Source organism: Streptomyces sp. WM6378, assembly GCF_001279695.1.
In the GTDB taxonomy this organism is placed as follows: domain Bacteria; phylum Actinomycetota; class Actinomycetes; order Streptomycetales; family Streptomycetaceae; genus Streptomyces.
The window spans coordinates 74368-89288 of sequence record NZ_LGDD01000199.1; the positions used below are offsets into that span (position 1 = coordinate 74368).

The 14921-nt window shown below is 72.7% G+C and carries 10 protein-coding genes and 1 riboswitch; of the genes, 6 read left to right on the forward strand and 4 right to left on the reverse strand.

Annotation, left to right across the window (positions count from 1 at the left end; translation table 11 throughout):
• Nucleotides 1–17: 17 nt before the first annotated feature.
• Nucleotides 18–1121, reverse strand: coding sequence for a hypothetical protein (locus tag ADK54_RS17040; RefSeq protein WP_053726488.1), 1104 nt, complete (start codon nt 1119–1121; stop codon nt 18–20).
• 232 nt (nt 1122–1353) lie between these two features.
• Entirely contained in the window at nt 1354–1704 is a 351-nt protein-coding gene (locus ADK54_RS17045) for a DUF6415 family natural product biosynthesis protein (RefSeq protein ID WP_053726489.1), read from the reverse strand.
• A gap of 156 nt (nt 1705–1860) precedes the next feature.
• Between ADK54_RS17045 and ADK54_RS17050 the strand changes: the two genes are divergently transcribed.
• The 3 genes from ADK54_RS17050 (at nt 1861) to ADK54_RS17060 (ending at nt 6219) form a co-directional block, all read left to right on the forward strand.
• Complete coding sequence (locus tag ADK54_RS17050) at nt 1861–3213, forward strand: hypothetical protein (RefSeq protein WP_053726490.1); 1353 nt, start codon at nt 1861–1863, stop codon at nt 3211–3213.
• Nucleotides 3214–3232: 19 nt separating this feature from the next.
• Entirely contained in the window at nt 3233–4057 is an 825-nt protein-coding gene (locus ADK54_RS17055) for a class I SAM-dependent methyltransferase (RefSeq protein ID WP_053726491.1), read from the forward strand.
• A gap of 509 nt (nt 4058–4566) precedes the next feature.
• Nucleotides 4567–6219 carry a sigma-70 family RNA polymerase sigma factor gene (locus ADK54_RS17060; protein ID WP_053726492.1) on the forward strand — a complete coding sequence of 551 codons (1653 nt, stop codon included), beginning with the start codon at nt 4567–4569 and terminating at the stop codon, nt 6217–6219.
• Nucleotides 6220–6278: 59 nt separating this feature from the next.
• Here ADK54_RS17060 and cobN read toward each other — a convergent pair whose 3' ends face one another.
• Nucleotides 6279–9908, reverse strand: a complete 3630-nt coding sequence (gene cobN / locus ADK54_RS17065) for a cobaltochelatase subunit CobN (RefSeq protein WP_053726493.1) — start codon at nt 9906–9908, stop codon at nt 6279–6281.
• A 73-nt stretch (nt 9909–9981) separates the two neighbouring features.
• A riboswitch (cobalamin riboswitch) is annotated at nt 9982–10075 on the reverse strand.
• Between the two features lie 505 nt (nt 10076–10580).
• Here cobN and ADK54_RS17070 point away from each other — a divergent pair.
• The 3 genes from ADK54_RS17070 (at nt 10581) to ADK54_RS17080 (ending at nt 14168) form a co-directional block, all read left to right on the forward strand.
• Entirely contained in the window at nt 10581–11939 is a 1359-nt protein-coding gene (locus ADK54_RS17070; protein WP_053726518.1) for a cobalamin biosynthesis protein CobG, read from the forward strand.
• An 85-nt stretch (nt 11940–12024) separates the two neighbouring features.
• Nucleotides 12025–12666, forward strand: coding sequence for a precorrin-8X methylmutase (locus ADK54_RS17075; protein ID WP_053726494.1), 642 nt, complete (start codon nt 12025–12027; stop codon nt 12664–12666).
• Nucleotides 12663–14168 carry a precorrin-2 C(20)-methyltransferase gene (locus ADK54_RS17080; RefSeq protein ID WP_053726495.1) on the forward strand — a complete coding sequence of 502 codons (1506 nt, stop codon included), beginning with the start codon at nt 12663–12665 and terminating at the stop codon, nt 14166–14168. Before ADK54_RS17075 ends, ADK54_RS17080 begins: the two co-directional genes overlap by 4 nt.
• Here the strand turns inward: ADK54_RS17080 and ADK54_RS17085 are convergent.
• Entirely contained in the window at nt 14153–14899 is a 747-nt protein-coding gene (locus ADK54_RS17085; protein ID WP_053726496.1) for a cobalt-precorrin-6A reductase, read from the reverse strand. The genes ADK54_RS17080 and ADK54_RS17085 overlap by 16 nt on opposite strands.
• Nucleotides 14900–14921: the final 22 nt, after the last annotated feature.

A 14921-nucleotide genomic window follows, 5' to 3' on the forward strand; every position in this document is an offset into this window, starting at 1 on the left:
CTGGCGGTTCTCACCAGTCAGGACGTAATCCTGTTGGCGGGGTCGTCCAGCCACACGAACTCACCCTCGGGCGTGGCGGTCAGCCCGAACCGCTCCCGGGCCGGACGTCCGCACTGATCGAACTCCCTTACCACAGAGGCGACTTCGTCCCAGAGTCGGCGAGGCCCGTACTGCTCGGTCTCGAACTCGTCACGTCCGTCCACGTACTCGACGGTCGCCCACGACTTCTCGTCATCGGCGAGCAGCCAATACGTGGCCTCGGCCGGGGCCTCCTCGCCGCCATGGACGAGCTGGGGCCAGGCGCCGGGGACCTTCCGGGAGAGGTAGAACTCGGCATCCGCGTCACGGGCGAGGTCGTACGGGTTGATGCGGGTGGTGCCGGTGTCGCCCTGTTCCCGGTGGTACACGTCCGCGATCGCCGCCATGCGTCCGCGCTGCTGCCGGGCCCACATGAACGCCGGGTTCCCCGTGAAGCGGCCCAGCCCCTCGCCGTCGGCGACGTCCAGGACCAGGAAGCTGTACGAGTGGAACGACTCGCCGTACGGAGTGACGATCCGGCCTCCGTCCGCCGTCTGCGCGAGGAGGTGGCGCCCGAGCGTGCGCAGCGTGCAGGTCCCGATCACCTTGTCGAACGGGGCCCGCTGGGGCCGGCCGAGGAGGCCGTCGCCGTGGAAGGCGTACGGCCGGTACCCGGCGAGGCGGAGGTTCCGGCGGGCCCGCAGGTGCAGCCCCTCATCCAGTTCTGCCGTGGTCACCTGCTCGTCGCCGCACTGCTCGGACAGCAGGGCCGCGTTGTAGCCGGTGCCGGTGCCCAGCTCGTACACCCTGTCGCCGGGGCGGACGTCGGCGAGGGCCAGGGTCTCCAGCATGACGGACGGCTTCGACGACGAGGAGGTGGGGAAGCCGTGGCCGCCCGGCCTGCCGTCGTCCCACTGGATGACGACCGGGGTGTCCGAGTACACCGCGTCCAGCCAGGCCTGCGGGGCGGAGTGGCGGTCGAGCTCGCGGGTCCTGCCGGGGATGAACAGGCCCCGGTCGACGGCCCGTACGGTCTTCGCCCACTGCGGCGGAAGAACGCCCTCGCCTTCGAGGGCGTCCGCGAGGTGCTGGGGGTTCGTCATGGCCGGGCTCATTTCTTCGGGGCCGGCGGGCTGGGCGGAGAGGGCAGGTTCGGCGGCCTGTCCCGATGCCCGTCCTGCGGCGCGGTGTCCGGCTTCCCGCTGTGCTTTCCTCCTGGCATTTTTCCTCCAACTGCGTTGCAATGTCCGGCTGTTGAATGCTGCGAGCTTGGCCAGGGGAAGGCCGCACCCGGAATGCGGACCGGAAGCGCCAGCCGCTCCTGCTCCGCGCCGGTCACCGGACTCCGCCCTTCGCGGCGTCGGCGTCGGCCAGGACTTCCAGGAAACCCCGCACCGTCCGGGCCAGAGCCCGCAGATAGGTCCACGCGCCGAGCGGGACGGGCCGGGGGCCCTGCGCAATCAGGTCGCCCCAGTCGCGCAGCGCCGCGTCTGACCGCCGGGTCCGGTTCTTCGGCGGCAGGGCCAGCATCGATGCGTGCAGGCGCTCGCCGTGGCTCCGGATCGTCACGGTCAGCCGACCGATCTCCAGCGGGCTGGGCTTGAACTGGAACCCGACAAGGACGCGGTCGCAGTCCAGCGCGGCAAGCTCCCGCTCGGCGGGCGTCAAAGGCTTCGGGTCGATCATGCTCACGTTCCTCACTGACCGTGCCCCCTTCCGGATTCACCTCTTCCAGCGGGGCTGCTCTGAAGAGGTAACCCCCGACGGCAGGGCCACGGGTACCGTTGAAGCTCCCCGGGAATGTGAAACCTGGGAAACCCCCGCAGTTGGTTGGGAGTTGAGATGGCAAGGATCAGCCCCAAGACACCGAATACCGGCTTGTCGAGCCTGCTTGAACAGGCGAAATACACGCAGTCCCAGTTCGCGAATGCGGTGAATCACGCGGGCGTCGCAGCCGGGCTCGACCTGCGGTACGACCATTCGGCGGTGAAGCACTGGCTTGCCGGTACGCAGCCGAAGCCGCAGGTCAGGGCGGTTGTCGTCGAGGTCCTGGCACGTAAGTTGAAGCGGCCGGTCACGCATGCCGAGGCCGGGCTCACGCCCGTTCCGGACGTGCGCGGCGGGGCAGCAGGTGACACGGTCGAGGACCTGGTGGAGCTGGGAACGGCCGATGTGAACCCGTCCCGGCGGGGCGTTCTCGCCGGTGGCCTGTACTCGGCGGCGTTGGCCGTCCCCGCATTCGCCCTGGCTACGCCCGCGAAAGCCGCCGCGAAATCCCCGGCTCGGCCCACAACTCGCATCGGGACAGGGCAAGTTGACACCGTACGCAGGATGACGGACAAGATCGCCGACATTCTCGACGAGCTCGGCGCCGGTCACGCCCGGCCGATGGCGGCGGCGTTCCTCGTGAACACCGTAGGGCCCTACCTGAAGGCCACGGCCACCGGGAAGGTGCACGCAGACATGCTCTCGGCCGCCTCCGACCTCACCTACCTGACCGGGTGGATGGCGATGTACGAGCGCGAACACGGCACAGGTCAGACCTACTACCTGCGCGCCCTCGACCTCGCCCGTGAGGCCGATGACCACGTCACGTACTGCCGCACCCTGCGCGGCATGAGCCTCCAGGCCTCCAACCTGCGCTACGGATCCAAGGCCCTCGAATACGCCGACAGCGCGGCCGAGGTGGCCCCTTCGGCCGGGCCCCGCCTGACCGCGTTCCTGCGCGGCCAGCAGGCCCACGCGGCCTCGATGGTCGGCGACAAGCGGCAAGCCATGAACCGGCTGCGCGAGACCGAGGCCGCGCTGGCCAAGGCCGACAACCACCGGGACGCGATCGGCGGGTACGACCAGGCCGCCTACCAGTTCCATGTCGCCCATGTCCTTTACGAGTTCAAGGATTTGGACGGTTCGATCAAGGCGATGCAGCACTCGCTGCGTGTCCAACCTCCCCAGGAACGACAGGGCCGGGTGCACGCCAACGGTGTTCTCGCGCAACGGCAGTTCGAGCTCGGGCACGTGGAGCAGGCATGCTCGACGTGGGGCCGGTTCCTCGACGACTACCAGGACCTGTCGACCGCGCGCGGCGACGAGCACTTCGCCACCATGCGCAAACGGCTCGCCCCGTACACGAAGGCGCGTGCGGTGCGCGACCTGATGACGCGGGCGCAGGACGTCGCCGCGCACAAGGCATAGGGATGGCAGGGATGACCGTATGACGTCTGAGCCCGGTCCCGTACTCTCCCCGGAAGTCATGGCCTTCTACACGGAGACGATCGACGAGTCGGTCCGCCTGACGTCCAGCGCCGACGGCGCGCTCGAACTGATCCGCACCCAGGAGATCCTGCGGCGCCACCTTCCGCCCGCGCCGGCCGGCGTCCTCGATGTCGGCGGCGGGCCCGGCATCCATGCCCAGTGGCTGGCCGAGGCCGGGTACACGGTGCACATCGTGGACCCCGTGCCCCGCCATGTCGCGCAGGCGCCCCTCGGTGTCACGGCCGAGGTCGGTGACGCCCGCAAGTTGTCCGCCGACGACGACTCTCAGGACGTCGTCCTTCTGCTCGGCCCGCTCTACCACCTCCTGGAGCGGGAGGAGCGGGACCGGGCCATCGGCGAGGCGCTGCGCGTCGTGAAGCCGGGCGGGCTCGTCGCGGCTGCCGCGATCGGGCGCTATGCCTCGCTCTTCGAGCACGTCGCCACCACGCTGCTCGATGTCGAGCGAGTCCACGACGCCGTCTTCGACATCCTCAGGACGGGGCGGCACGACCCCGGTCGCAAGGGGTTCACGGCCGCCTACTTCCACACCGCCGAATCCCTGGCCGAGGAGCTGACGGAGGCTGGTGTCGTCGGCGTGCGGGTGGTCGGGATCGAGGGGCCGTCCTGGGGCGCGCTGAAGGCGGCCGAGGTGCACGGCAAGGAGTCGCTGCGGGACTCGGCGATGTTCCGTGCCGCGCTCGCCGCGGCCCGGCTCGCCGAGCCGTACCCCGAGCTCCTGTCGGCCAGCTCCCACATGCTGGCGGTGGGGCATGCGCCTGGGTGACCCGGGTGGTGAGGCCCCCGCCCCGCCCCTTCCCGAAACCCGCCGGGGGATGTCGTTCGGCTGCGGCCCAGTGGTCGTCCCCTGGGGCTCCGCCCCAGACCCCGTTCGCGCCTGAAGGGCGCTCGTCCTCAAACGCCGGACAGGCTGAAATGCTCCGGTGCGGGTCAGGGTCGATCCCGCCAGGGGCGCGGGGAACTGCGCGACCAGCCACCCACGATCCGCAGCCGAAGGACAGGCACATGCGCGCAGCGCATGGCATTCGGGGGCGCGGGGAACTGTGCAACCCGCCGCCCACGACCCTCACCCGACCAGCCCAACAAGCGTGACGAGCCCCACACCCCTCACCACCCCCCGCCCCGGGCACGGCCCCCACCAGCCAGAACCCCTCAGAACCTGTCACTCATCAGCCGACATCCATCACCAGGTTTCTGTTATCCGGTCACGGCCGGACTGTTCTCCTCTCCGTCGGGCCAGTTAGGTTCGGTCGATGCCGGGGAGAGTGGACGAGCGTGATCAGTGAACAGGTAGCCGCGGTGGTCGTCGCGGCCCGGGCCGGGGATCAGCGGGCGCGGGACGAGCTCGTCGCCGGGTATCTGCCGCTCGTGTACAACATCGTCGGCCGCGCCCTGAACGGGCACGCCGACGTCGACGACGTCGTGCAGGAGAGCCTGCTGCGCATGCTCGACGGGCTCGGCTCGCTGCGCGACCCGGAGGCCTTCCGGTCCTGGCTGGTCGCCGTCACCATGAACGAGATCCGGCGGTACTGGCAGGGACATCGTCGTACGCCCGTCGACGGCGGGCTCCAGGACGCTTACGACGTCGCCGACCCCGGCGCCGACTTCGTCGACCTCACCATCGTCCAGCTCGGACTTTCCGGGCAGCGCAAGGAGGTCACCGAGGCCACCCGCTGGCTGGAGACCGACGACCGCGCGCTCCTCTCGCTGTGGTGGCTGGAGGCGGCCGGCGTACTCACCCGGGGCGAGGTCGCCGCCGCGCTCGACCTGTCCCCCGAGCACGCCGCCGTACGCATCCAGCGCATGAAGGGCCAGCTGGAGACCGCCCGCGTCGTCGTCCGCGCGCTCGCCGGGATCGAGCGCTGCGGCGAGCTCTCCGGGCTCGCCCTCTCCTGGGACGGCCTGCCCTCCGCCCTCTGGCGCAAGCGAATAGCCCGGCACGCCCGCACCTGCGCCGTCTGCTCCGGGCACTGGAGCGGGCTCATACCCGCCGAGGGGCTTCTCGTCGGCCTCGCTCTCGTACCGGCCATAGCAACGGCAGGTCTGCTGGCCGCGCTGCACGGGCAGACGCCCGATCTGCAGACCGTCGCCCACGCCACCACCCAGCCCACCCCTCAAGCCCCGCAAGCCCCGCAAGCCCCCCGGGCCACCCACGCCGCCCACAAGCGCCGCGGTCCCACCTCCCGGCGTGACCGGCGCGACCAGCGGGCGCGGCGTCGGCGCCGGGCCGCCGCCGTCATCGCCGGGGTCGCCGCGGTCGCCGCCCTCGGCGGAGCCTTCCGCTTCTTCACCGACTCCGGGACCGACGCGTCGCACGCCGTCGCCGACGCCCCCGCCACCACCACCGAGGCCGCCGCCGACGGGGTCGCCACCAAGCCTGTTCCGCCGTCTCCCTCCGCCTCCAACTCCCTTACCAAGCCGGGCAGTTCACCCTCCCCCAGCGCCAAGCACTCCGCTCCGCCCGCCAAGCCCTCCTCGCGCCCCGCGCCGCCCAAGCCCAGCCCCAGCACCAAGCGCGCGGCCCCCAGCACCGACTCCGGCCAGCCGGCCGCCGTCCAGGACGTGCTCGCGCTCGTCAACACCGAGCGCTCCAAGGCCGGTTGCTCCGCGCTCACCAGCAACCCCAAGCTGTACGACGCCGCGCTCAAGCACTCCGAGAACATGGCCGCGCAGAACTTCTTCGACCACACCGACCCCAGCGGCGCCGGGCCCGGCGAGCGCATCACCGCCGCCGGGTACAAGTGGAGTACGTACGGCGAGAACATCGCCCGGGGGCAGGCCGACGCGGCCGCCGTCATGGACTCCTGGATGCACAGCCCCGGGCACCGCGCCAACATCCTGAACTGCGCGTTCAAGGAGATCGGCATCGGAGTGCACTACGGGTCCGGCGGGCCCTGGTGGACCCAGGACTTCGGCACCCAGGGATAGGCCCACGAACAACGGCGGGCCCGGGTTCTCCAACCCGGGCCCGCCGTCCTGCGGGGAACTCAGCCCTTGTCCTCCAGGTCGCCCTCGGTCTCCAGGTACACCTGGCGAAGGGCTTCGAGGACCGCCGGGTCCGGCTTCGCCCACATGCCGCGGGACTCGGCCTCCAACAGGCGCTCCGCGATGCCGTGCAGGGCCCACGGGTTGGCGGCCTGGAGGAACTCGCGGTTGGCCGGGTCCAGGACGTACGTCTCGGTCAACTTGTCGTACATCCAGTCGGCGACCACGCCCGTCGTGGCGTCGTAGCCGAACAAGTAGTCCACCGTCGCCGCGAGTTCGAAGGCGCCCTTGTAGCCGTGGCGGCGCATCGCCTCGATCCACTTGGGGTTGACGACCCGGGCCCGGAAGACCCTGCTGGTCTCCTCGACCAGGGTGCGGGTCTTGACCGTTTCCGGGCGCGTCGAGTCGCCGATGTACGCCTCGGGGGCGGTGCCGCGCAGCGCGCGGACGGTCGCCACCATGCCGCCGTGGTACTGGAAGTAGTCGTCCGAGTCGGCGATGTCGTGCTCGCGGGTGTCGGTGTTCTTCGCCGCGACCGCGATCCGCTTGTACGCCGTCTCCATCTCGTCCCGAGCCGGACGGCCGTCCAGCTCGCGGCCGTACGCGTAGCCGCCCCACACCGTGTAGACCTCGGCGAGGTCGGCGTCGGTGCGCCAGTCGCGGGAGTCGATGAGCTGGAGCAGACCCGCGCCGTAGGTGCCGGGGCGGGAGCCGAAGATGCGCGTGGTGGCGCGGCGTTCGTCGCCGTGCTCGGCGAGGTCGGCCTGCGTGTGGGCGCGTACGTAGTTCTGGTCGGCGGGCTCGTCGAGCGAGGCCGCCAGGCGCACGGCGTCGTCCAACAGGCCGATGGTGTGCGGGAAGGCGTCGCGGAAGAAGCCCGAGATGCGCAGGGTCACGTCGATGCGGGGGCGGCCGAGCTCGTCGAGCGGGACCGGCTCCAGGCCGGTGACCCGGCGCGAGGCGTCGTCCCAGACGGGGCGCACGCCGAGCAGCGCCATCGCCTCGGCCACGTCGTCGCCCGCCGTGCGCATCGCGCTCGTACCCCACAGGGAGAGCCCGACCGAGGTCGGCCAGTCGCCGTTGTCGGTGCGATAGCGGTTGGCGAGGGACTCGGCGAGGGCCTGGCCCGTCTCCCAGGCGAGCCGGGAGGGGACGGCCTTGGGGTCGACCGAGTAGAAGTTGCGGCCGGTCGGGAGGACGTTGACAAGGCCGCGGAGGGGGGAGCCCGACGGGCCTGCCGGGACGAAGCCGCCGTTCAGGGCGTGCACGGTGTGGTCGAGTTCGGCGGTGGTCGCGGCCAGGCGCGGAACGACCTCGCGGGCCGCGAACTCCAGGATGGCGGCGACCTGTTGGGACTGGTCGGCGGGGATCGCGGCCAGGTCCCAGTCGGCGTCGTCCATCAACTGGACCAGGGCGCGGGCCTGCTCCTCGGCCGCGTCGGCGGATGTGCGGGTGGCAGCGGACTCGTCCAGGCCGAGCGCCTCGCGCAGGCCGGGCAGGGCGGTGGTGCCGCCCCAGATCTGACGGGCCCTCAGAATCGCGAGGACCAGGTTGACGCGGTCGGCGCCGGCCGGGGCGTTGCCGAGGACGTGCAGGCCGTCGCGGATCTGGACGTCCTTGATCTCGCAGAGCCAGCCGTCGAGATGCATGATGAACTCGTCGAAGCCCTCGTCCTCGGGGCGGTCTTCGAGTCCCAGGTCGTGGTCGAGCTTCGCGGCCTGGATCAGCGTCCAGATCTGGGCGCGGATCGCGGGGAGCTTGGCCGGGTCCATGGACGCGATCTGGGCGTGCTCGTCGAGGAGTTGCTCCAGGCGCGCGATGTCGCCGTACGAGTCGGCGCGGGCCATCGGCGGCACCAGGTGGTCGATCAGCGTGGCGTGCACGCGGCGCTTGGCCTGGGTGCCCTCGCCGGGGTCGTTGACCAGGAACGGGTACACCAGCGGGAGGTCGCCGAGGGCGGCGTCCGGGCCGCAGGCGGCGGACAGGCCCGCGTTCTTGCCGGGCAGCCACTCCAGGTTGCCGTGCTTGCCGAGGTGGATCATCGCGTCGGCGCCGAATCCGCCGTCGGCGGCGGACGCCGCGATCCAGCGGTAGGCGGCCAAGTAGTGGTGCGAGGGCGGCAGATCGGGATCGTGGTAGATCGCGATCGGGTTCTCGCCGAAGCCGCGCGGCGGCTGGATGAGGATCAGCAGGTTGCCGCGGCGCAGGGCCGCGAGCACGATGTCGCCCTCGGGATTGCGGGACCGGTCGAGGAACATCTCGCCGGGCGGCGGCCCCCAGTGCTCCTCGACGCCGCTGCGCAGCTCCTCGGGCAGCGTCGCGTACCAGCGCTTGTAGTCGGCGGCCGGGATGCGGACCGGGTTGGCGGCCAGCTGCTCCTCGGTGAGCCAGTCCTGGTCGTGGCCGCCCGCGTCGATCAGGGCGCGGATCAGCTCGTCGCCGTCGCCGGAGACCAGGCTGGGGATCTCGTCCTCGGGCCCGAAGTCGTAGCCCTCGGCGCGCAGTCGGCGAAGCAGCGCGACGGCGCTCGCGGGGGTGTCGAGGCCGACCGCGTTGCCGATCCGGGAGTGCTTGGTCGGGTACGCGGACAGCACGAGCGCGATGCGCTTGTCGGCGGCCGGGATGTGCTTGAGGCGGGCGTGGCGTACGGCGATCCCGGCGACGCGCGCCGAGCGCTCGGCGTCGGCGACGTACGCGGGCAGACCGTCCTCGTCGATCTCCTTGAAGGAGAACGGGACGGTGATCAGACGGCCGTCGAACTCGGGGACGGCGATCTGGCTGGCCGCGTCCAGGGGCGATACGCCCTCGTCGTTCTCCTCCCAGGCGCTGCGCGAGCCGGTGAGGCAGAGCGCCTGGAGGATCGGCACGTCGAGGCCGCTGAGGGCGCCCGCGTCCCAGGATTCGTCGTCGCCGCCCGCCGACGCGGTGGCCGGCTTGGTGCCGCCGGCCGCGAGGACGGTGGTCACGATGGCGTCGGCGGCGCCCAGTTCGTCGATGAGCTCGGGCTCGGGGGAGCGCAGCGAGGACACGTACAGCGGGAGCGCGCGGGCCCCGGCGTCCTCGATCGCGCCGCACAGGGCGTCCACGAAGGCGGTGTTGCCGCTCATGTGGTGGGCGCGGTAGTAGAGCACCGCGACGGTGGGGCCTTCGACCGTACGGGCCGTGCGCTCCAGCGGGCCCCAGGAGGGGGCGGGCGCGGGCGGCTCGAAGCCGTGGCCGGTGAGCAGCACGGTGTCGGACAGGAAGCGAGCGAGCTGGTCGAGGTTGGCCGGGCCGCCGTGCGCGAGGTAGGCGTGCGCCTCGGCGGCGATGCCGACGGGCACGGTGGAGGTGGCCATCAGCTGGGCGTCCGGGGCCTGTTCGCCGGTCAGCACGACGACGGGCAGGCCGCTCGCGGTGAGCTGGTCGAGCCCGTCCTGCCAGGCGCGCACGCCGCCGAGCAGACGTACGACGACGAGCCCGACGCCGTCGATGAGACCGGGCAGGGCGTCCATCGCGAGCCGGGACGGGTTGGCGAACCGGTAGGGCACCGGGCCGTTCGCGGCGCGGGCGCTGAGGAGGTCGGTGTCGGACGTCGACAGGAGCAGGATGGGGCGGGGGTCCTCTGCGGGCTCCCCGGACGTGTGCAGCATGCGGCGTCAGGCCTTCCTCGGGGTGTCCGCGCCCCGGGTGGTGTCGGAATGGGTCTCCCCGAGGGGAGGGGGGGAGTTCCTGACTCACCCGGCGCCGAAGCTCCGCGAGGGGCTTGGATCCGGGCTCACAGTGGCGGGACCGCGCCGGAATCACACCGGGCTTCCTCCCCTGACGCCGTCACCGGCGTGCCGGGCCAGGCGGCCCGGTGCCTGCATAGTAGCGACCCCGCCGGGGGCGACCCTGGGCGCGCCGGGTTGTGCGGGGCGCTTCCGCGGGTAGTGAGGTTCAGTGCGGGGCGCTTCCGCGGGGTGAGGAGGTTCAGTGCGGGCCGTCTGTGGCTGGTCGCGCAGTTCCCCGCGCCCCTGTAGGGCACCCAGTACTGCTGGTCGTGCCCGCGCGGCGGAGCCGCACGATGTCACAGCCCCGCGCCCCTGGCAGGGTCGGTGCTGGCCCGCACCGGGGCATTTCAGCCCGTCGTGGGGGTCCCCCCTGGCCCTTGAGGCCTTGGGGGAGATTGAGGACGAGTGCCCTTGAGGCGCGAACGGGGTCTGGGGCGGAGCCCCAGGGGACGACCACTGGGCCGCAGCCGAACGCCCCCCCCCCCCGGAGGGTCTAGGGAAGGGGCGGGGTGGAGAAGACCTCGCAGGGTGGCCACCGGCTCGCTCGTGGGTATGCTCGCCGCCATGCCGCCCCCCTCCTCAACACCCCCCAACCAGGGCGAACCCCGCATAGAGGACCCCTTGGGAGCTGTCGTGCACGACGTCCGAGCGACGGACCGGGACGCGACCCGCGCACCCGCCCGCCCGGCCCCCGTCGTACGGGACCGCGGCGACGCCTGCCCCGGCGCCCTCCGCCTGCACAGCGCCGACGACGGCAAGCTGGCCCGACTCCGGCTCCCCGGCGGCATCTTGACGAACCGTCAGATCGAAGCGCTGGCCGTCGCGGCCGAGCGGTACGGGGACGGCCACCTCGGCATCACCTCGCGCGGCAACGCCGAGTTGCGCGGCATCGGCGACAGCTGCGGCACCGGCCTCGCCGAACTCCTGCGCCACACCGCCCTGTTGCCCTACGAGCGGCACGAGCGGATCCGTAACATCGTGGCTTCGCCACTGGCCGGGCTCGACGGCCTCGGCCACGGCACACTGCACCCCTGGCTGCGCGAACTGGACACCCTGCTGTGCGGCCGGGACTGGACGACCGCGCTCTCGGGCCGCTTCCTGTTCGCCCTGGACGACGGCCGCGGCGACGTCGCGGGCCTCGGCGCCGATGTGACCTTGCTCGCACAGGCGCAGGGCACCGCCGTCGTACGGGTCGGGGCGAGCGCGCTGCGTGTGGCGGCGGCCGACGCCCCCCGCGCGGCACTGGAAGCCGCCCGCGCCTTCCTCGCCACCGCGGCCGCCGCCGACACCGGCGCCTGGCGCGTACGCGAACTCCCCCCGGGCCACGAGGTCGCTCTGGCGGACGCCCTGGCCCACGCGGGCATCCCGGCCGAGCCCGCCCCCGTACCGGACGCGCACGCGACCGCCCCGGAACCCGGCACCGCTGCCGCCCCCGACGGGACGTACGCCGTGATCGTGGCCCCCGTCCTGGGCCGCGTGACCAGCACGCAACTGCGGGCGCTCGCCGGCCCCGGCGGCGAGGTCAGGATCACCCCGTGGCGCGGCTTCGTCCTCCCCGGGTTCGACGAGCGCGCGGCCCACGAGAAGCTGCGCCGGCTCGACGACGCCGGGTTCATCACCGCCCCCGACGCCCCGTGGACCGGGGTCGGGGCGTGCACCGGCCGCCCCGGCTGCGCCAAGGCGCTGGCCGACGTGCGCCGGGACGCCCTGCCGGACCCGGGCGCGCTCCCCATCCACTGGTCGGGGTGCGAACGCCGCTGCGGGCACCCGCACGGCGACTGGGTGGACGTGACCGCGACCCCCGACGGCCACTACACGGTGGCGGTACGAGGCGCACGGGAGCATCAAGTGCCGGTGGTGGAGGGCGAGTTGGCGGCGGCCGTGGCCGCGGCACGGAGCGGCCGGGCATGACGGCGACGGGAGCGGTACGCGGGACAACCGGACCGGCCACCGGCGACGGCACCGGACTCGGAACGGAATCGGGGACAACGACGAGATGAGCGAGAGCACAGTGTTCGACTACGAGAAGGACGGCGCGGAGATCTACCGCCAGTCCTTTGCCACGATCCGCGCCGAGGCGGACCTCACCGGCCTGCCCGCCGACGTGAGCCAGGTCGCGGTCCGCATGATCCACGCCTGCGGCATGACAGACCTGACCCGCGACCTCGGCTGGACGCCCGGCGTCGTCGCCCGGGCCCGCGAGGCGCTGCGCGCGGGCGCGCCGATCCTGTGCGACGCGCGGATGGTGGCCAGCGGGGTGACCCGCAAGCGGCTGCCCGCCGACAACGAGGTCCTGTGCATGCTGGCCGACCCGTCGGTGCCCGAGCTCGCCGCGAAGATGGGCACGACGCGCAGCGCCGCCGCCCTGGAGCTGTGGCGCGACCGCCTCGACGGCGCGGTCGTGGCCGTCGGCAACGCGCCCACCGCGCTGTTCCGGCTGCTCGAAATGATCGAGGAGGGCGCGCCGCGCCCGGCCGCCGTCATCGGCGTGCCGGTCGGCTTCATAGGCGCCGCCGAGTCCAAGGACGCGCTCGCCGGGCACCCTTCGGGCCTGGAACACCTGGTGGTGCGGGGGCGGCGCGGCGGCAGCGCGATCGCCGCGGCAGCGCTCAACGCGATCGCGAGCGAGGCGGAATGAACGAGAACAGCAGCACGCCCGGCCGTCTTTTCGGGGTCGGGCTCGGGCCCGGCGACCCGTCCCTCATGACCGTACGCGCGGTGGAGGCCATTGCCGAGGCGGACGTGGTGGCGTACCACTCGGCGCGTCACGGCCGGTCCATAGCGCGCTCGATCGCGGCGAAGCACATCCGTGCCGACCACATCGAGGAGAAGCTGGTCTACCCGCTCACGGTGGAGACCACCGACCACCCCGGCGGCTACCGGGGTGCCCTGAACGACTTCTACGAGGAGGCCTCGGCCCGGCTCGCCGAGCACCTCGACGCGGGCCGCACGGTCGCCGTGCTCGCCGAGGGCGACCCGCTGTTCTACGGCTCGTACCAGCACATGCACAAGCGGCTCGCGCACCGCTACCCGACCGAGGTGATCCCCGGCGTGACCTCGGTGAGCGCGGCGGCCGCCCGGCTCGGGGAGCCGCTGGTGGAGGCCGAGGAGGTGCTCACGATCCTGCCCGGCACGCTGCCGGAGGAGGAGCTCACCGCGCGCCTGGCGGCGACCGACTCGGCGGTGGTGATGAAGCTGGGCCGCACCTTCACCAAGGTCCGCCGCGCCCTTGAGCGTTCGGGCCGCCTCGACGAGGCGCGGTACGTGGAGCGCGCCACCATGGAGGGCGAGCGCACCGGCCGGCTCGCCGACATCGACGCCGAGTCGGTGCCGTACTTCTCCGTCGCGGTGCTCCCCAGCCGCATCGACGCCGTCCCGCCGGAGCGCGAGCGCGGCGAGGTCGTGGTCGTCGGCACGGGTCCGGCGGGCCCGCTGTGGCTGACCCCCCAGACGCGGGGCGCCCTCGCCGCCGCCGACGACGTGGTCGGCTACACCACGTACGTCGACCGGGTGCCGGAGCGCCCCGGGCAGCGGCGGCACGGCTCGGACAACAAGGTGGAGTCCGAGCGCGCCGAGTTCGCCCTCCAACTGGCCATGCGGGGCAGGCGTGTTGCTGTCGTGTCGGGCGGCGACCCGGGCATCTTCGCGATGGCCACCGCCGTCCTTGAGGTGGCCTCGCAGCCGGAGTACGCGGACGTCCCCGTGCGGGTCCTGCCGGGGGTGACCGCCGCGAACGCGGCCGCCGCCCGCGCGGGCGCCCCGCTCGGCCACGACTACGCGACGATCTCGCTGTCCGACCGGCTCAAGCCCTGGGAGGTCATCGCGGAGCGCCTGCACGCGGCGGCCTCGGCCGATCTCGTACTCGCGCTCTACAACCCCGGCTCCCCGAGCCGCACTTGGCAGGTCGCCAAGGCCCGCGAGCTGCTCCTGGAGCACCGCTTGCCGGACACCCCGGTCGTGGTCGCCCGGGACGTGGGCGGGCCGACCGAACGGGTCCGCATCGTGCGCCTGACCGACCTGGACCCGGCCGAGGTCGACATGCGCACGATCCTGCTGATCGGCTCGTCGCAGACCCGGACCGTACGGCGCGGGGACGGCGAGGAGATCGTCTGGACCCCGCGCCGCTACCCGGAGAACTGACCCACCCAGGCGGCCGCCTCCTCGGGGGTGGCCGCCACGGTCACCCCTTCCGGCACGGGCGGCCGCCGCACGACGACGACGGGAATGCCGGCCTCGCGGGCGGCGGTGAGCTTGGGCGAGGTGGCGGCGCCTCCGCTGTCTTTGGTGACGAGTACGTCGATCCCGTGCACCCGCAGCACTTCCCGCTCCCCGTCGAGGGTGAAGGGCCCGCGATCGAGCAGCACCTCCATGTGAGCCGGGCAAGGAGGCTCAGGCGCGTCCACGGATCGCATCAGAAACCACAACGCGTCGAGGTGGGCGAAGGCGGCGAGCCCCATGCGTCCGGTGGTGAGGAAGACTCGGCGGCCAAGGGCGGGGAGCAGGGCCGCGGCTTCGTCGAGGGAGTCCACCGGGTGCCAGCGGTCGCCTTCGCCGGGGACCCAGCCGGGCCGGCGCAGCGCGAGCAGGGGAACATGGGCTGCGGCTGCGGCCGCCGCAGCGTTGAAACTGATCGTCCGGGCGAAAGGGTGGGTGGCGTCGATGAGCGCGTCCACCTCGTGCGTACGCAGCCACTGCGCGAGGCCCTCGACGCCGCCGAACCCGCCGATGCGGACCTCCCCGTCCGGCATCCGGGGCGCGGCGACCCGCCCCGCGAGCGAACTGGTCACGCGCAGCCCGGCGACCTCGGCGCCGTGCAGCAGCCCCGCCAGCCGACGGGCCTCGCCCGTACCCCCCAGAATCAAGACGTGCACAGGATCGGGTTCCGTTCGTGAG

Bases quoted from the DNA above. Each gene is read 5' to 3' on its own strand.
- ADK54_RS17040 (WP_053726488.1), bottom strand. From the start codon at position 1,121: ATGACGAACCCCCAGCACCTCGCGGACGCCCTCGAAGGCGAGGGCGTT.
- ADK54_RS17045 (WP_053726489.1), bottom strand. From the start codon at position 1,704: ATGATCGACCCGAAGCCTTTGACGCCCGCCGAGCGGGAGCTTGCCGCG.
- ADK54_RS17050 (WP_053726490.1), top strand. From the start codon at position 1,861: ATGGCAAGGATCAGCCCCAAGACACCGAATACCGGCTTGTCGAGCCTG.
- ADK54_RS17055 (WP_053726491.1), top strand. From the start codon at position 3,233: ATGACGTCTGAGCCCGGTCCCGTACTCTCCCCGGAAGTCATGGCCTTC.
- cobN (WP_053726493.1), bottom strand. From the start codon at position 9,908: ATGCTGCACACGTCCGGGGAGCCCGCAGAGGACCCCCGCCCCATCCTG.
- ADK54_RS17070 (WP_053726518.1), top strand. From the start codon at position 10,581: ATGCTCGCCGCCATGCCGCCCCCCTCCTCAACACCCCCCAACCAGGGC.
- ADK54_RS17075 (WP_053726494.1), top strand. From the start codon at position 12,025: ATGAGCGAGAGCACAGTGTTCGACTACGAGAAGGACGGCGCGGAGATC.
- ADK54_RS17080 (WP_053726495.1), top strand. From the start codon at position 12,663: ATGAACGAGAACAGCAGCACGCCCGGCCGTCTTTTCGGGGTCGGGCTC.